This is a genomic window from Caulobacter sp. GW821-FHT11E11 (genome assembly GCF_058808315.1).
Genome location: NZ_JBXARO010000002.1, coordinates 583,030 through 600,399, shown reverse-complemented (window position 1 = coordinate 600,399; position 17,370 = coordinate 583,030). Strand labels below are relative to the sequence as shown.

The 17,370-nt window shown below is 68.6% G+C and carries 10 protein-coding genes; 8 read left to right on the top strand and 2 right to left on the bottom strand.

Annotated elements, in window-relative coordinates; genetic code table 11:
• Positions 1–87 precede the first annotated feature (87 nt).
• The 7 genes from AC1RR5_RS06835 to AC1RR5_RS06805 all read left to right on the top strand — a co-directional run bounded on the left by AC1RR5_RS06835 (position 88) and on the right by AC1RR5_RS06805 (position 11,193).
• Positions 88–2,208, top strand: coding sequence for a phosphocholine-specific phospholipase C (locus tag AC1RR5_RS06835; RefSeq protein WP_492920425.1), 2,121 nt, complete (start codon positions 88–90; stop codon positions 2,206–2,208).
• A gap of 32 nt (positions 2,209–2,240) precedes the next feature.
• Positions 2,241–2,807, top strand: a complete 567-nt coding sequence (locus AC1RR5_RS06830) for an HD domain-containing protein (RefSeq protein WP_492920424.1) — start codon at positions 2,241–2,243, stop codon at positions 2,805–2,807.
• Between the two features lie 99 nt (positions 2,808–2,906).
• Positions 2,907–5,744, top strand: coding sequence for a TonB-dependent receptor (locus AC1RR5_RS06825; RefSeq protein ID WP_492920422.1), 2,838 nt, complete (start codon positions 2,907–2,909; stop codon positions 5,742–5,744).
• Entirely contained in the window at positions 5,732–6,322 is a 591-nt protein-coding gene (locus tag AC1RR5_RS06820; RefSeq protein ID WP_492920421.1) for an RNA polymerase sigma factor, read from the top strand. Before AC1RR5_RS06825 ends, AC1RR5_RS06820 begins: the two co-directional genes overlap by 13 nt.
• The gene (locus tag AC1RR5_RS06815; RefSeq protein WP_492920420.1) at positions 6,312–7,283 is read left to right on the top strand and encodes a FecR family protein; all 972 of its coding nucleotides are present in this window, start codon (positions 6,312–6,314) and stop codon (positions 7,281–7,283) included. The genes AC1RR5_RS06820 and AC1RR5_RS06815 overlap by 11 nt, the downstream gene beginning before the upstream one ends.
• Positions 7,284–7,412: 129 nt before the next feature.
• Positions 7,413–10,067, top strand: a complete 2,655-nt coding sequence (locus tag AC1RR5_RS06810; protein ID WP_492920418.1) for a TonB-dependent receptor — start codon at positions 7,413–7,415, stop codon at positions 10,065–10,067.
• Between the two features lie 103 nt (positions 10,068–10,170).
• On the top strand, positions 10,171–11,193 hold the full coding sequence (locus tag AC1RR5_RS06805) for a phosphatidylinositol-specific phospholipase C domain-containing protein (RefSeq protein ID WP_492920417.1): 1,023 nt from the start codon (positions 10,171–10,173) through the stop codon (positions 11,191–11,193).
• Here AC1RR5_RS06805 and AC1RR5_RS06800 read toward each other — a convergent pair.
• Together AC1RR5_RS06800 and AC1RR5_RS06795 are read right to left on the bottom strand one after the other, a co-directional pair.
• On the bottom strand, positions 11,190–11,945 hold the full coding sequence (locus AC1RR5_RS06800) for a DeoR/GlpR family DNA-binding transcription regulator (RefSeq protein ID WP_492920416.1): 756 nt from the start codon (positions 11,943–11,945) through the stop codon (positions 11,190–11,192). The two genes, AC1RR5_RS06805 and AC1RR5_RS06800, sit on opposite strands and share 4 nt — an antisense overlap.
• Before the next feature lie 109 nt (positions 11,946–12,054).
• The gene (locus tag AC1RR5_RS06795) at positions 12,055–15,072 is read right to left on the bottom strand and encodes a TonB-dependent receptor (protein WP_492920415.1); all 3,018 of its coding nucleotides are present in this window, start codon (positions 15,070–15,072) and stop codon (positions 12,055–12,057) included.
• 301 nt (positions 15,073–15,373) lie between these two features.
• Here AC1RR5_RS06795 and AC1RR5_RS06790 point away from each other — a divergent pair, with 301 nt between their 5' ends.
• Positions 15,374–17,359 carry a calcineurin-like phosphoesterase C-terminal domain-containing protein gene (locus AC1RR5_RS06790; protein WP_492920414.1) on the top strand — a complete coding sequence of 662 codons (1,986 nt, stop codon included), beginning with the start codon at positions 15,374–15,376 and terminating at the stop codon, positions 17,357–17,359.
• Positions 17,360–17,370: the final 11 nt, after the last annotated feature.

The following is a 17,370-nucleotide window of genomic DNA, read 5'->3' as shown; positions in this document are numbered from 1 at the left end:
ACCTCTATCCCAGCCAAGATGTCATGAAAGTTTCGCCACCACCCCGCACCATCTGGTCTATACCAGTGAAAATTCTAGGAGATGGCCATGCCGACCGACCGCCGCTCTTTCCTGCGCGCCGCCGCTGCTGGCGCCGCCGCCGGCCTGCTGCCGGCCACGGTCGCCCGGGCCATGGCGATCCCCGCGCGCCACCGCACCGGCACGATCATGGACGTCGAGCACGTCGTGATCTTCATGCAGGAAAACCGTTCGTTCGATCACTATTTCGGGGCGCTGAACGGCGTGCGCGGCCTGGGCGATCCGCGCCCGCAGCGCCTGCCCGGCGGCGGCTCGGTCTGGCGCCAGCCCAGCAAGGAACACCCCGACGGCTTCGTCGCCCCGTTCCACGGCGACGCCTCCGTCACCAACGCCTACACCGTCGACGGCGCGGACCAGGGCCACCAGGCGGCCATCACCATCGTCAACGGCGGCCGCTACGACCAATGGGGCCACTCGGGCGAGCTGCACAAGCGGATGATCTACTACAAGGCCTCGGACCTGCCGTTCTACCACGCCCTGGCCAGCGCCTTCACGGTCTGTGACGCCTATCACTGCTCGACCCTGACCCAGACCTATCCGAACCGCCTGCATCTTTGGACGGGCTGCAACGGCGGCGGCAAGGTCGGCGGCGATCCGGAGATGAGCAACTACGGCGAGGACGAGACTCCCAGCGCCGACATGGCCACCGACAAGGTCATGGCCAACGGGCCGCACGACTGGACGACCTATGCCGAGCGTCTGCAGGCGGCCGGGATCAGCTGGAAGGTCTACCAAGAGTACGACAATTTCGGCGACAACATCCTGTCGGTGTTCAAGAATTTCCGTCCGTGCGCCAAGGACTCCGAGCTCTACACACGCGGCCGCTCGTGGGTGGGCGAAGGTAAGGCCGATCCCGATCGCACCCGCTCGGACGGCGTGCAGTTGGTCGAGGCCTTCCGCGCCGACGTCGCCGCCGACCGCCTGCCGCGGGTGTCGTGGATCGTCACCGCCGCCGACCTGTCTGAACATCCCTCGGCCGAGCCCTCGAAGGGCGAACACGTCTGCGCCGAGCTGATCAAGGCCTTGGTCGACCACCCCGAGGTGTTCGCCAAGACGGTCTTCATCGTCAATTACGACGAGGCCGGCGGCTTCTACGACCACATGCAGCCGCCGATGCCGCCGCTGACCGCCGAACAGGGCTGGAGCTCGGTGTCGGTGGCCGGCGAGGCCAAGACCTACGGCCCCGACGCCGAGGGCGCCAACAAGGGCACGCACGCCCTGGGCCTGGGCATCCGCGTGCCGGCCATCGTCGTCTCGCCATGGAGCCGGGGCGGCTTCGTCTGCTCGGAGGTATTCGACCACACCTCGACCCTGCAATTCCTGGAAAAGCGCTTCGGGGTCAGCGAGGACAACATCAGCGACTGGCGCCGGACGGTCTGCGGCGACCTGACCTCGGCCTTCGACTTCGCCACACCGAACCAGGACTGGACGGCCCTGACCCTGCCGGCCACGGCCGACTACATGCATCGCGTCGCCCGCTCCAAGGCCGCGCCGAGCCTCAAGATTCCTCAGACCCAAGGCCCCTCGGCCCAGGATGGCCCGCAGCGTGGCGCGCGCGCCCTGCCCTACGTCCTGGCGGCGGACGCCCACGTGAAGGACAGCGGCCTGTGGATCGACCTGGTCAATGCCGGCCGGACGGGCGCGGTGTTCCAGGTGTTCGACAACACCGACCGTGACGGGCCCTGGCGCTTCACCCTGGCGGCCGGTGAAAAGTACGCCGCCGGTCACTGGAACCTGGCCGGTCGCGGCCCTGGCCCCTACGACCTGACCGTCCACGGCCCGAACGGCTTCTACCGCCGCTTCGCCGGCGATACGTCCAAGGTCCAGCCGCGGGTCACGGTCGCCGCCGACGCGCGCTCGCGCCTGGTGGTCAGCCTGGCCGGCACGGGCCTGGCGACCCTGCGGATGGCCGAGGACTATCCCCTGGCCGAGGGCGAGGCCCGCCAGACCGTCATCCTCAAGCCCAAGAGCCTCGCCCGCTCGGTCTGGGACCTGCGCGGCAGCGACCACTGGTACGACCTGACCCTGACCCTGGCCGACGATCCCGCCTTCATCCAGCGCCTGGCCGGCCATCTGGAAACCGGCCGAGCCAGCCGCACGGATCCCGGCATCGGGCGCATGCGCCTGTGAGCCGCCCCTTCAACGTTTTCGACGGATACTCGATGACCTCTCGTCCTGCGGCCGAAGCCTTCGTGGCCGAGCTGACCGATCTCTTCGCCCGCCTGGGCGGCCTGCGTTATGGCGAGGGGGTCACCCAGTTGGAGCATGCGCTGCAGACCGCGCATCACGCCAAGCTGGACGGCGCGCCTCCCGAACTGGTCGCCGCGGCCCTGCTGCACGACGTCGGCCACATGATGCAGAAGGTGGGGGAAAACGCCGCCGACCTGGGCATCGACGCCCGTCACGAGCACATCAGCGCCGGCTACCTGGCCCGCGCCTTCGGTCCCGAGGTCACCGAACCCGTCCGCCTGCACGTCGCGGCCAAGCGCTACCGCGTCGCGGTGGATCCGGCCTATCTCGAGCGCCTGAGCCCGGCCTCGCTGCAAAGCCTGGCCCTGCAGGGCGGTCCCATGTCTCCTGAAGAGATCGAAGCCTTCCTGGCCTCCCCGTCCGCCGACGCCGCCCTGCGGCTGCGCGGATACGACGAAGCCGGCAAGGCCCCCGAGGCCGAAGTCGCCGGCTTCGAGACCTATCACCCCCTGCTCCGCGACCTGATCGACCGCGCATGATGTCCGGGCTCGAACCGCGAGCCGCCGCACTGTCGTCCGAGTGTCATACCCCCTCGCTAAGGAGGCTGCGGCTTTGAGCCGTGCGCCTTCTCGCTTGGCATGTCCCCCACCTTACTCCCTTGCACGATCGGGCTTGCCTTGCTGGCCACGTCGAGTAGGGCGCAGGCGGGGCCGGGCGGGCTTGGCGAGAGCCTGAATCGGCTGGCCGCCGAAAGGGACGTGCAGATTCTGTTTTCGCCTGACCTCGTCGTCGATCGCCCCGGGCGCAAGCCCCCGCGCTTCGTGTCGACGCGGCGGGCGATCGAGATCCTGCTGGCGGAAGCGCCGGCCCAGGTGCGCGAGGTCCGGCGCGGCGTCTTCGTGATCGAGCGATCGGCGGCGGCGACCGACGTTTCTCGTCCTCTGCCCCAGGAGACGCCGACGCGGACCGAGGTCGAGCCGGTGACGGTGGTCGCGGCCTATGCCGCCAGCCTCGACCGGTCGCTGGCCGCCAAGCGGATCGCCGCCTACGGCCTGGACATGGTCAGCGCCGAGGACATCGCCCGCCTGCCCGTCGGCAACGCCGCCGAGGCCTTGCAGCTGGCGCCGGGCGTCAGCCTGGAGCGCCATCGCGGCGTGGGCCTATATGTCAGCGTTCGGGGCCTGGGGCCGCAGTTCCAGAACGTGCTGCTGAACGGCCGGCCGATCGCGCTGAACGACCTGGTCGAGAACGGCGGCTTCCGGGGACGCCAGTTCCGCTTCGAGGTGCTGCCCGCCGACGTCATCGACCAGATCGAGGTGGTCAAGACCACTACAGCCGACATGGACGAAGGCGCGCTGGGCGGCGACATCGACGTGCGGACCTTCAAGCCGCTGGATCGCGGCAAGCGCTCGGTGATGTCGGCGCGCGCCTCCACCGGACGTGGGGGCCAGGTCGATCCGTCGGTGTCGGGCGTCTGGAGCTGGGTCGACGCCAGCGGCCGCCTGGGGGTGCTGGCCAGCGGCGTGGTCGACCGGCGGCGGATCCGCAACGACCGCCTCTACCAGACCGGCTGGAACCTGGACCGCTTCACGGCGGTGCTGGGTCCGGGCCTCTACACCCCGACCCGGACGCGCCCGACCGCGGAGCTGGAGGACCGGCGCATGGCGTCGGGCGACTTCGCCCTGCAGTGGCGACCGACGGACGACCTGAGCTTCGACTTCGACCTGCTGGCGACGCGCCTGGACGCCCACTATGACGAGTACGGCCTGGACATCTATCCGGACGACCCGTCGGTCTCGAGTCCGCGTTTCGTGGCCGGCAGCCAGGTCATCAAGGGCGACACCGTCCAGGCCGGAACCATCGACAATGTCCGCTGGATGGCCTCGCACGAGATCAGCCTGAACCGCCACGACCTGGTCGCCCTGGGCGGCCATCTGCGCTGGACGCCCAGCGCCTGGACGGTCGACGGCGACTGGGGCTATTCCCGGGCCCGCAGCTACCACCCCGACGGCCACGGTACGGTCCGGGCGCGCGTGGCCTTCTTCGCGCCCCTGACCTACGACTTCAGCCACGGCTTGGCCGGCGGCCCGGACCTGCGCACGCCGGTGGACTACGCCAACCCGGCCAATTTCGTGGGCCAGTCGTTCGACTACACCTTCAAGGACAGCCGCGATGTCGACGAGACGTTCAAGCTGGACCTGGCCCGCCCGGTCGGCGCGGTCGACCTGACCCTGGGCGTCGAGAGCCACCGGCGGGCCCGCGACTATCGCCGGCGCGACTGGACCCTGGACACCCTGCTGGGCCAGCCGTTGACGAGCCTGGGCCCCGGGGCCTACGGCCTGACGCCGTTCTCGAGCTTCCTGTCGGGCGTCGGGTCCGACCTGCCGCGAGGCTGGGTCGCGCCCAATGCCGAGGCCTTCTATGCCCGGCTCTACACGCCGGAGGTGGCGGCGCGACCACCGACCACCGCCGACCTGCGCAATTCCTTCGTGGTCGAGGAGAACATCCGCTCGGCCTATGCCCGCCTCGACGTCCAGGCGACCGCGTTCGGCCGGCCGATCGACGGCAATCTGGGCGTTCGTTACGCCGCCACGCGCCAGGTCTCGCGCGGCGTGCTGTCCAGCGGTTCGGATCCCCTGCCCGCCGAGTGGCGCAAGGCCTATGGCGACTGGCTGCCCAGCGCCAACCTGAAGGTCGAGCTGTCGCCACGCGTCTATCTGCGCCTGGCCGCCTCGCGCGTGGTCAGCCGGCCCAACGTCATCGACAACGCCCCGCGCATCACCGTCGCCCGCGACACCCCGACGGCCAACGGCGGCAATCCCGAGCTCGACCCGTTCCTGGCCACCCAGCTGGACGCCTCGGTCGAGTGGTATTTCCCGGCCGGCGGCGCCCTGACCCTGGGCGCCTTCGATCGGCGGCTGGACGACTACATCACGGCCCAGAACACCTTCATCGAGGTGCCCGGGCGCGGCCAGGTGCTGCTGTCGACCAACGTCAACGGCGGGCAGGCGCGGATCCAGGGCCTGGAACTGACCTTCAGCCGGGTGTTCCGCGACCTGCCCGCGCCGTGGGACGGCCTGGGCGTGCAGGGCGCGGCGACGCTGGTGCGCAGCCAGGCCAACTATTTCGCCGGCGACCGGGTGATCCGCAACGCCCTGCTGGGCCTGTCGCGCGCCACCTACAGCGCGCTGGTGTTCTACGAGAAGGGCCGCGGCTCGGTGCGGGTCGGCTACAACTGGCGCGGCTCGTACCTGACCTCGATCGGCAGCTCGATCACGGCGCCGGCCACCACCGCGCCGTTCGGATCGCTGGACGGGGCGGCCTCGTGGCGGCTGAACCGCCGCGCCACCCTTTCCCTGGAGGGCGTCAACCTGACCGACGCCCGCCGCTACGTCTATGGCGGGAGCCGCGACCAGCCGATGGAGATCCATCACTGGGGGCGGTACCTGTCCGCGAGGATGAGATGGGCGTTCTGACCTTCCGTGGCGCGGGCACGCGCGCCGATCCGCCCGATGGGCCCAGCGAGTCCGCGCCGGCCAATCCGCCGCTGGAGGCGCCGCGCTTCGAGGCCCTGGTGTCACGCTACCGTCGCCCGCTGCTGCGTTTCTTCCAGCGCCGGTCGGTCGGGGTCGAGGACGCCGAGGACCTGACGCAGGAGGTCTTCATGCGGCTGTCGCAGCGGTTCTCGCGCCTGCACTGGGGCAATCCGGACGGGCTGGTGTTCACGGTCGCGTCGAACGCCCTGGTCGATCACGAGCGCCACCAGCGCTCGCGCCAGCGCGGCCGCCATGTCGAGGTCGATCCCGCCCTCCCCGCCGACGAGCCCACGGCCGAGGCCGCGCTGGCCGGACGCGAACGGCTGGCCAAGCTGATCGCGGCCCTGGACGACCTGCACCCCAATGCGCGCGCGGTCTTCGTGCTGTGCCGCTTCGAGAACCTGACCCAAGCCGAGGCGGCCGCGCGACTGAACCTGTCGCTCAGCGCCGTCGAGAAGCACATGATGAACGCCCTGACGCGCCTGCGCGAAGCCATCGAGACCGCGCATGACGCCTGACGACTCCTTCGATCCCCGCCGCCTGATGGCGGCCGGCCTGACCCGTCCCCTGACCGCCGCCGAGCAGGCCGCGCTGGACGCCTGGTCGGCCTCTTCGGCGGAAGCGCGCGAGGAGATCGCCCGCACACGCGAGGTGTGGCTGGCCATGGGCCTGGCCGCCGAAGATCCGACCGTCCGAGCCCTGCGCCGCGACGTTCGCCGCGAAGCCAGGCTGGACCGTCCGGCCAGGCCGGATCGCCGTCCCCTGGTCGCCGGCCTGGCCCTGCTGGCCGCCGCCCTGGTCGTCGGCGTGGTCCTGAAGGCCCAGCCGCGGGTCGAGACCTATGCGGCGCCCGAGCATGCGCCAGCCCGCCTGACCTTGGCCGACGGCAGCCATGTGGTGCTGAGCCCCGGCGGTCGCCTGACCACGCGCTTCAAGGCCCGCGCGCGCGACGTCTCGCTGGACGCCGGCGACGCCTTCTTCGAAGTCGCGCACGACAAGACGCGGCCGTTCGAGGTCGCGGCCTCGGGCCGGACGCTGACCGTGCTGGGCACCCGCTTCAACGTGGCCGGCGGCGGTCGCCTGACGGTGTCGCTGGTCGAAGGCTCGCTGCGCGTCAGCCAGCCCGGCGCGGCCAGCGTGCTGCTGCGTCCCGGCCAGCGCTATGTCGGCGCATCCGGCATCGGCGGCATGTCGCAGACCGGCGATGTGAAGAGTGACGCGGCGTGGACCGGCGGTCGTGTCGTCCTGGCCAACGCCAGCCTCGGGGAAGCGGCCGAGCGGCTGTCGCGAGCCTCGGGTCGTCAGGTCCAGCTGATCGATCCGGGCCTTTCCGATCTGCGCCTGTCGGGCTCGTTGAACGTCGAGCGCATGGACGATGTCGGCGTGGCGCTGGAGGCCCTGCTGCCGGTGCGGGCGCGGATCACGGCCAAGGGCGACCTGATGGTCGACCGGGCCGCAAGATCGTCCCGTCACGGATAGAATCCAGACTTTTCAACAGGATCGTCGCAAATATTTCACCAACGCCGGACTGAGGGCCGGCGTGCGCCCTTCCGTTCTTCTGCCCTGACCCGCGCCTCCCCGCGGGCCAACCAGAGATCGGGGGATAGTATGTCCAGTTCCAAGTTCAGTTCGAAGTTCCAGGGCGCGCGCTGCGCGGGCGCCGTCGCCATCCTCGCCTTCGCCGCGCTCGGCGCCGGCCAGGCCCGGGCCGCCGACGCCGCCGCGGCGCCGGCCGCCGCCGAGCCCGCCGACGCGGTCGAAGCCGTCGTCATCACCTCGTACGGCAAGAGCCTGCAGGCCGCCGCCCAGTTGAAGCGCTCGGCCGACTACGGCCTGGACGCCGTCAACGCCGAGGACATCGGCAAATTCCCGACCCGCAACGCCGCCGACGCCCTGCAACTGGTCACCGGCGTGACCATCGACCGCCAGCGCGGCGCGGGCCTGTATGTCAGCGTCCGGGGCCTCGGTCCCCAGTTCCAGTACACCGAGCTGAACGGCCGCTCGATCGCCGTCAACGACCTGATCGAGAACGGCGGCGCCAAGGGCCGTCAGTTCCGCTTCGAGGTGCTGCCGACCGAACTGATCTCGCAGATCGAGGTCGTGAAGACCCCGACCGCCGACATGGATGAAGGCGCCCTGGGCGGTAACATCAACATCAAGACCTTCAAGCCGCTTGACCTGGGTAAGAAGGCCGCCTTCTCGGTGCGCGAGACCTATAGCGATGTGCGCAAGAAGGCCGATCCGTCGGCCTCGGGCCTGCTCAGCTGGACCAACACCGACAAGACCATCGGCCTGCTGGCCTCGGGCCTGTACGATGAGCGCCACGTCCGCAACGACCGCCTGTATCAGGTGGGCTGGAACCTCAACCGCTTCACCTCGGTGCTGGGCAGCGGCTTCTACACGCCGTCGCGCACTCGCCCGACCATCGAGACCGAGCATCGCAAGCTGTACTCGGGCGCCGTCTCGGGTCAGTGGAAGCCCAGTAGCGACGTCCAGACCGACGTCGATTTGCTGATCACCCGCCTGGACGTCGACTACGACGAGTTCGGCCTCGACATCTATCCGGACGACTCCACCTTCGCCGTCCCGCAATTCGTGGCCGGCAGCCAGAAGGTCGTCGGCGACACCGTGGTCGGCGGCACGATCAACAACGTGCGCTGGATGGGTTCGCGCGAGACCAGCCTGAACCGCCACGACCTGACGGTCTTCGGCGTCAAGCAGGCCTGGACGCCGGGCGCGTGGGCGTTCAACGCCGAGTACGGCGTGTCGCGCGCCCGCAGCTATCACCCGGACGGCAAGGCCACGACGCGCAACCGCATCGCCTTCTTCGCCCCGCTGACCTATGACTTCTCGCGCGGCCACACGTCGATCCCGCAGCTGACCACGACGGTAGACTACAACAACCCGGCCAACTTCGTGGGCCAGGCGTTCGACTACACCTGGAAGGACTCGCGCGACAGCGACGAGACGTTCCGCCTGGACGGCTCGCGGGTGTTCGACAGCCCGCTGACCAAGGTCGCGTTCGGCGTCGAGCAGCACAACATGAACCGCACCTACCTGCGTCGCGACTGGGTGCTGAACGACATCCTGAACACGCCGCTGACCACCCTGGGCTCCAGCTTCTACGAAGCCATGCCCTTCAAGGGCTTCCTGAAGGATTTCGCCGGCAACACGCCGCGCACCTGGGTCACCCCGACCAGCGACGCCTACTACAACAAGCTGTACACGGCGGCCGTGGCGGCCCAGCCGTGGTCGGCGGCCGACCTGCGCAACTCGTTCATCGTCGACCAGAAGATCCACAGCGCCTATGTGCGCGGCGACTTCAAGTTCGACCTGGGCGTGCCGGTCAGCGGCAATGTGGGCGTCCGCTACGCCGAGACCAAACAATTGGCCAGCGGCACGCTGACCAGCGGCTCGACGCCGGTGCCGGTCGGCTATCTGAAGGAATACAAGAACTGGCTGCCCAGCCTGAACATCAAGTTCGACCTGCGTGACGACCTGGTCGGCCGCCTGTCGGCCTCGCGCGTCGTCAACCGTCCCAACGTCACCGACAGCGCCCCGCGCATCAGCGTCAGCCGTGACTCCCCGACGGCCTCAGGCGGCAATCCGGACCTGGATCCGTTCCTGGCCGACCAGTATGACGCCTCGCTGGAGTGGTACCCGGCCCCGACCACGGCCGTGACCGGCGCGGTGTTCGTCAAGAAGATGGACAACTACATCACCGCCCAGAACGTCACCATCCAGGTGCCCGGCCGCGGCGACGTACTGCTGTCGTCCAACGTCAACGGCGGCGACGCCGAGGTGCGCGGTTTCGAGGCGGCCTATAACCAGTCGCTGTCGTTCTTGCCCGAGCCCTTCGACGGCTTCGGCGTGCAGGCCTCTGTGACCCTGGTGGACAGCAAGGCGAACTATTTCGCCGGCAACCGCCAGATCAAGGACGACCTCGTGGGCCTGTCCAAGAAGAGCTACAACCTGGTCGGCTACTATGAGAAGGGCCCGATCAGCGCCCGTCTCGGCTGGTTCTGGCGCTCGCGCTATCTGCAGTCGATCGGCAGCACCACCACCGCCCAATCCTACATCGCCGCCTACGGCTCGCTGGACGGCTCGCTCTCCTACCAGATCACCCCGCAATACGCGGTGACCCTGGAGGGTTCGAACCTGACCGACGAGGTCCGCTTCACCTACGGCAAGACCAAGGACCAGCCGATGGAGATCTATCACTGGGGCCGCACGGTCTCGCTGACCCTCCGCGGCAAGTTCTAACCACCCCATCCCCGATGGCCCTCTCGCGACGAGGGCCGTCCACTTCACGCGGACCGGTCGCATCCGGCCGGTCCGCGCTTTTCCTTTTCTCGATGAGGTCGCCATGCGCCCGCTGCTTCTCGCCGCCGCCCTGTCGGCCCTCGCCTTCGCGTCCCAGGCCGCCGAGCCGAAGATCAACGCCGTGCACTGGCTGGGCTCGCACAACAGCTACCGGCCCGACCTCGATCCCGCCGCCCTGGCCCACCAGCGCCAGGTGATGGGCGAGCGCTCGCGCGGCGTCGAATACGGCCATCCGGCGATCGCGGCTCAGCTGGACCTCGGCGTCCGGCAGCTGGAGTTCGATCCCTACGCCGACACCGCCGGCGGCCTCTATGCCGCCCCCTACGTCAACGATCCGGCCAAGGCCGCGCTGATGAAAGCGCCCGGCGCCAAGGTGCTGCACGCCCCGGTCGTCGACGCCCGCACCCTGTGCCTGCGCCTTTCCGACTGCTTTGCGCAGGTGGCGACCTGGTCCAAGGCCCACCCCGACCACCAGCCGATCGTGATCTTCGTCAACACCAAGGAAGAGCCGTTCAACACGCCGGCCATTCCGAACCCGCCACTCTATTCGGAAGCCGACCTGGCCAGCCTCGACACCGACGCCATCAAGGCCTTCGGCCGCGACCGCATCATCGCGCCCGATGATGTCCGGGGGTCGCGCGCCACCTTGCGCGAAGGGGTGACGAACGGCGGCTGGCCGAGCCAGACCAGCGCTCGCGGCAAGGTCCTGCTGGTGCTGGATTCCAATCCCCGCATCGCCGAGGCCTATCGCGCCGGGCGCCCGTCCCTGAAGGGGCGGATGATGTTTGGTCTCTATGCCGAGGACCAAGCCGAGGCGGCGGTGTTCAACATCCAGGATCCGCGTCCGGCCCAGCATACGATCAAGGCCCTGGTCGCCCAGGGTTTCCTGGTCCGCACCCGCAGCGACGCCGACACGACCGAGGCCCGCAATCACGACCTGGGCCGTCTCGAGGCTTCGGTGAACTCGGGGGCCCAGATCATCAGCACGGACTACTACCCCGGCGCGCCCGATCCCCTGGGCCTTGGCTTCATCGTTCGCCCGACCTGGTTCGGCGGCGGTCGCTAGGCGACCACCACCTCGGCATGGGCGAAGGCGTCCTGGAAGGCCGGGCTCAGGTCCGCGTCGGTGACCAGGATGTCGACGTCCTTCAATGCGGCGGTGTGCACCAGGCCCACGCGATCGAACTTGCCCTGGTCGACGGCCAGCAACACGCGGCTGGCCGTGGAATAGGCGATGCGGCTCATGATGGCTTCGCTGGGCGAATGGTCCATCAGGCCGTGCTCCAGGTTCACCGCGCCGACGGTAAGAACGGAGAGGCTGGGCCGGAAGCCCGCCAGGAAGTCCTGGGCGTGGCGGTCGGAGAACGACTGGTAGGCCGCGTTCAGCTCGCCGCCGGCCAGGAACAGGGTGTGGCCCCGGTCCTTGCGCACCGCCTGGGCCACGGCCAGCGAGTTGGTGATGATCTTCAGCTGGCGATGCTCGCCCAGCGCCTTGGCCACGAAGCAGGAGGTCGAGCCGCTGTCGAGGAACAGGGTGTCGCCGTCCGAGATGAACTTGACGACCGCCTCGGCGATGCGGGTCTTGCCCGCGACGTTCTTCTGCATGCGCAGGTCGAACGGACCTTCGATCTCCTGCGGCGGCAGGCGGACGGCGCCGTGCAGGCGCACGATCGCCCCGGCCTCCTCCATCACCCGCAGTTCGCGCCGGATCGTCTCCTCCGAGACCGACAAGGCCTTGGCGATGTCGGCGATGGCGCGCGTCTGGTTGGGTTCCAGCAGGTTCAGGATGTCGCGCTGACGATCGTATCGTTTGAGCATTCTCTGTCCGTCTCTGCGGGTCGCGCGACACTATGCCGTGAGTCCCGATACATGAAGTGCGCCCCCGGCCGGCAGGGGGATGGGGTGACCGGCCGGGGACGAGCGGTCGCTAGAAGGCGACGCGCAGCTGGATCCGCGCATAACGTGGGGTCTGGTAGTCGACCGGCTTGCGGAAGTTGGTGTCCGCCACGCCGCTGCCGCCCACGTCGCCGAACTCGTGGTAAGCCGTGACCGCGTGGGAATTGAACAGGTTGAAGACGTCCAGCCGCAGCGAGGCGTCGAACCGGTCGCCCGGCGTCGGGATGGTCACCACCGCCGAGGCGTTGAACTGGGTGAGCCAGTCGCCCGTGAAGGCCGAGCCGCGGTCGACGACCTTGCCCTGGCAGTAGAAGCCGTAGCCCTGATAGCCATAGGCTTCGGGATCCACCGCCTTGGGCACGATGCCGATGCAGCTGTACTTGCGCGGCGACTGCACCAGGCCGTTGCCGCCCAGGGTCAGCCAGTCGTTGACCTGATAGCTGCCATAGGCCTTGAAGGTGTGGCGACGGTGGTTGGGCAGATAGCCGTCGGCGCCGTTCAGGAAGCCCGGCGAGTCGAAGTCGGCGGTCGTGTTGATGGCCAGCTGGCCGTTCTCCGAGCGCACGCCGCCCTCGTAGTTGCCCTTCAGGTCCGCCCAGGTGTACGAGCCCGACACCGACCACTTGCCGTCGAAGGCCCGGTCGAAGGTCGCGGTCAGGGCGTTGTAGTCGCGCTTGGGCTTGGGATAGGTCAGGTCCGCGGCCGACAGGGTGACGATCGGCTTGGAGCCGTCCGGCAGGCTGTTGAGGCGGATGGTGACGTCCTCGCCTGGATTGACGATTACCCACTGGCGACCGCCGCCGAAGCTGGACTGGCACTGGGCGGCGCTGAAGCCGGCCCGGACGCAATAGGCGCGCGCGCCAGTGTCGATGGCCACGTCCTCGACGATGCTGTTCAGCTCGCGGTGGGTGAAGTAGCCGCCCACCTTGATCAGGTCGCCGAAGCGGCGCTCGTAGCCCAGCACGAACTCGTCGGCCGACTGCGGCTTGAGGTTATGGGCGATCGACTCGGCGGTGTCGGCCACCAGGCCCGAGGCCGAGACCAGGCAGTTGGAGATCTTGGTGTCCGGGCAGGCCGAGACGCCGTTGGCCGTGGTGATCGCCGCCCCGATCGTCGGATCGCCATTGGCGCCGACGCCGTCCAGGCGGTTGTAGCGGGTGTAGGTGACTAGCGAGCCGGCGAACTTCAGCGACAGATCGCTCGGCAGCGGCAGGTAGTAGCGGCCGAAGAACGCATAAAGCTTGGACTTGCCGTCGCCGAAGGGGTCGCCGGAGACCGACAGGCGCGGGGCCCACTGGTTGCCCGGGTCGTAGAAGCTCTTGTCCTCGGCGTTGCGGTTGTCGAAGCGGTCGTTGCGGATGCCGGCCTCGACCTGCAGGCGATCAGTGAACAGCGACCACTGGTCCTGGGCGTAGAACGCCTGGTTGACGGTGCCGAAGCTGCCGCTGTTGCGGTAGACGCGCGTCGTCACGTACTCGACGCCGGCCGGCAGGTTGCTCTGGTCCGAGCCGATCGAGCGGTACAGCTTGAACGCGCCCCGGCCGATCGTCTCGAAGAACTGGGTCGCGGTGTTCTTTTCGTGGTCGTAGCCGATCCGCAGGTGGTGAGCGCCGAAGAGGTTGAAGTTGAAGTCGGCGTCGGCGCGATAGAACGTGCGCTTGTCGTCGTTGAACGACTGGGCGTCGGTGACCTTGTTCAGGCCGATGTTCACGCCCGCGGTGTTGGTCCGATAGTCGACGACCTGCTCGTGAGTGGTGTCCAGCGGCAGCTGGCCGTCGCGGAACTTGTTGACACCATAGGCCGCCGACAGGGTGAACCACGGCGTGAAGGTGCCGGTGTAGCGGCCGATATAGTTCTCGCCGCCCGAGCGCTGGTTGGTGCCGCCCGTTTCCACGCCGACGTCCTTGGTCGTCGGGTTGTAGTTCAGGCTGCGGTTACGCACGTCTTTGGTGCTGTCGAAATAGGTAAACTCCAGGTGCTGTTTGGAGGTCAGCCAGCCGTCGATCTTGCCGCCCCAGAACGGCGCGTCGTCGCTGACGCGGGTGGCGTTGTTGCCGTTGGCTTGCGGCGTGAAGGTCTTCAGCTTGCGCTGGTTGTAGAGGCCGTAGAAGAACAGGCGATCCTTGATGATCGGCCCGCCCAGCTCGGCCACCCACTCCTCGCGCTCGGCCGTGGAGTCCTGGAAGTTGTTGCGGAAGGTGTTGGGGGCGCTGTCGCGCAGGTCGCCCGGCTCCCACGTCGCGGTGACGCCGCCGTGGAAGACGTTGGTGCCCGACTTGGTGATGGCGTTGACGAAGCCGCCGGTCGAACGACCGAACTCGGCCGGATAGCCGCCGGTCTTCACTTCCACCGACTTATAGAAGTCGAACGGCACTTCCACGGGCAGCAAGCCCATGCGGAAGTTGGTGATGTTCAAGCCGTTCACGAAGAAGGCGTTCTCGATGAAGCTGGCGCCCGAGATAGAGATCTGGTTGGCGAACGTGCCGTTGGCCGAGGACGAGCCCTGGACCACGCCCGGCGACATCAGGGCGATGTCGCGCAGCGAGCGGCCAACCGGCACGCGCTCGACCAGCTCGCCGATCTCGATGGCCGCGCCGGTGGTGGTGATCTCGAAGTCCGGCGTGCGCATGCGGCCGGCCTTGACCACGATGGCCTCAACCGAGCCGACCGGCGCCAGGGTGAACAGGTTCGACCCGCCCGCACGGCTGATCAGTACGCCCGCTTCGGTATAGGCGTCATAGCCGTCAGCGGTGACCGAGACGGCGTAGGCGCCGGGGGCCAGCTGCGGGACGACATAGGCGCCGCTGGCGTTGGTGGTGGCCGAGCGCTTCACGCCCAGGGCCTCCGAGGTCAGCTGCACCACCGCCCCGGCGATCGGCTTGCCTTCCGCCGACTGCACGCGGCCCGCGGCCTGGACGTTGGTGTAGTCCTCGGCGAAGGCCGGCGCCGTCATCAGCGCGACCGCCGGAATGCACGTGCTGACCAGGGCTAGCGCCCGCAGCGCCATGACGCCGCGCAGGCGCCGCCCGGCTCGAGTTTGATGCCTCACGACCGACTCTCCCAAAGAGAAATTTGTGCCCGACGAGCGTTGCGACCTCCTCTTGCCGGTCGCCGCCCCCCTCGCCACGGTCTCCTCTAAGCGCAGTTTGTGGATGTGATGTGACATTTGTTGATTTGATGTTCATGTCACGAGAGATTGGCTTGCGCTTTATGAGTGTTTTGACCACAAACCCTCAAATCCCCACACAGAAGCCCGCCAACGGCGACGCGATCGCCGCTGCCGCGCGGGCCTTCATCGGGGTGTGTCAGACGTCCGCCAAATAGGGGCGTCTTCAGCGAAGAGGCCCGTGGTGACCCAGACTTCCCTGCCGATCGCCCTGCTGTGCGCGACGATCCTCGGCGGCGGCGCCAGCGCCGTCCTGGCCGCGCCGACCAGCCCGACCGCGCCCTATTTCGCCAATATCGACGTGCGCCGCGATGCGCGGACGGACGACAAGACCATCGCCGGCGTGGTGTTCGACGATACGAACCACAACGGCCGCCTGGACGCGGGCGAGCGCGGCGTGGCCGGCGTGAAGGTCTCCAACAGCCGCGAGGTCGTGTTGACCGATAAGGCCGGCCGCTACGCCCTGCCCGCCCGTCCCGACATGGCGGTGTTCGTGGTCCAGCCCAGCGGCTGGCGCGTGCCCACCGACGAGCGCTGGGTCCCGCGCTTCGCCTACCAGCACAAGCCGGCCGGCACGCCCAAGGCGCTGCGCTATGGCGGGCTGCCGCCGACCGGTCCCCTGCCCTCGGCGATCAATTTTCCGATCATTCCCACAGAACCCGGTCAAAACTTTGAATGCGCGGTCCTGGGCGATGTCCAACCGGCCTCCAACATCGAGGTCGGCTATGTCCGCGACTCCCTGGTCCGCGAACTGGTCAACGCGCCCACAAAGCCGGCCTGCCTGCTGGCCTTGGGCGACATCGTCAGCGACGACCTACACCTGATCCCGCGCACTGCGGAGGTCATGGGCTCCATCGGCGTCCCGCAGTGGTGGGTGCAGGGCAATCACGACTACGACCACGACGCCGACCACGACATCGACAGCTCCGACACCTGGCGGCGGCTGTATGGCCCCAACAACTACGCGTTCGAGATGGGCCAGGCGGTGTTCATCGTGCTCGACAACGTCTCGTTCCCCTGCGGCGAGGATCCCCGCGAGGCCCGCGAGCGGCCTTTCTGCAAGCAGTACTGGAAGACCTATGCCGGTCGCCTGCTGCCCGACCAGATGGTCTTCATCGAGAACGTCCTGAAGACGACCGATCCCAAGAAGCTGGTGGTGTTCGCCGCCCACATCCCGTTCGTCGGCTTCGACAACAGCGAGTCCCAGCCGCACCAGACGGCCAATCTCGACGAGCTCTACGCCCTGGTGAAGGGTCGCCCGGCCCTGTCCCTGACCGGCCACAGCCACACGCTGGAGAACATGGCGGCCGGCGACTCGATGGCCGGCTGGAAGGAGACCGTCGGCGTCTCGACCATTCCGTTCCGCCACCTGGTGGCCGGCGCGGTGGCCGGCGACTGGTGGGGCGGCGACTACGACATCGATGGCACGCCGATGAGCATCCAGGGCGACGGCTCGCCACGCGGCTATGTCGACTTCGCGGTCAAGGGCGTGAACTACACGCTCGACTATCGCGCCAGCGGCCTGCCGCGCGACCGGGCCATGTGGCTGTCGGTCAGCACCCCGGCCTTCCGCGACTGGGCCGACAAGATCTTCGCCTGGCGCGACGCCCCCGAGGACAAGCGCGATCCGGTGCCGCCGCTCAGCGTCCAGGACCTGCCCGACGTGAAGATGCTGACCCCGACCGACCTGGCCGGTCAGAGCTGGCTGACCGCCGACGTCTGGATGGGCGATACCACCACCAAGGTCATGGTCGCCATCGACGGCGCCGCGCCCCAGCCGATGACCCGCACCCAGGAGATGAAGGGCGAAGCCGTCCGCAGCGGCTCGACCTGGTCGGACCCGTTCGCCCTGCAACGCCAGCTGACCATGGCCCGCGCCGCGATCCAGAGCCGTTCAGGCGATCCGGAGACCCAAGGCTACGTCCAGGGCCGCCAGAAGCGCCTGCCGCCGATGCCGCCCCAGCCGCGCGGCTCGCGCGCCGACCACTCGCCGCATATCTGGCGCTACGACCTGCCCAAGGACCTGGCCGAGGGGATGCACACGGCGATCGTCACGGTCACCCGCGACCAAGGCGCGCCATCCCGCGACACCCTGGTGTTCGAGGTCCGCTCCACACGCCCGAAGCCGACCTTCGACTTCGACCACTGGGACAAGTTCAAGAACCAGTAGCGCGTCGCGGA

What these genes read in the sequence shown, in the direction of transcription:
- AC1RR5_RS06835 (WP_492920425.1), top strand. Translation starts at nt 88, where the DNA reads ATGCCGACCGACCGCCGCTCTTTCCTGCGCGCCGCCGCTGCTGGCGCC.
- AC1RR5_RS06830 (WP_492920424.1), top strand. Translation starts at nt 2,241, where the DNA reads ATGACCTCTCGTCCTGCGGCCGAAGCCTTCGTGGCCGAGCTGACCGAT.
- AC1RR5_RS06825 (WP_492920422.1), top strand. Translation starts at nt 2,907, where the DNA reads ATGTCCCCCACCTTACTCCCTTGCACGATCGGGCTTGCCTTGCTGGCC.
- AC1RR5_RS06820 (WP_492920421.1), top strand. Translation starts at nt 5,732, where the DNA reads ATGGGCGTTCTGACCTTCCGTGGCGCGGGCACGCGCGCCGATCCGCCC.
- AC1RR5_RS06815 (WP_492920420.1), top strand. Translation starts at nt 6,312, where the DNA reads ATGACGCCTGACGACTCCTTCGATCCCCGCCGCCTGATGGCGGCCGGC.
- AC1RR5_RS06810 (WP_492920418.1), top strand. Translation starts at nt 7,413, where the DNA reads ATGTCCAGTTCCAAGTTCAGTTCGAAGTTCCAGGGCGCGCGCTGCGCG.
- AC1RR5_RS06805 (WP_492920417.1), top strand. Translation starts at nt 10,171, where the DNA reads ATGCGCCCGCTGCTTCTCGCCGCCGCCCTGTCGGCCCTCGCCTTCGCG.
- AC1RR5_RS06800 (WP_492920416.1), bottom strand. Translation starts at nt 11,945, where the DNA reads ATGCTCAAACGATACGATCGTCAGCGCGACATCCTGAACCTGCTGGAA.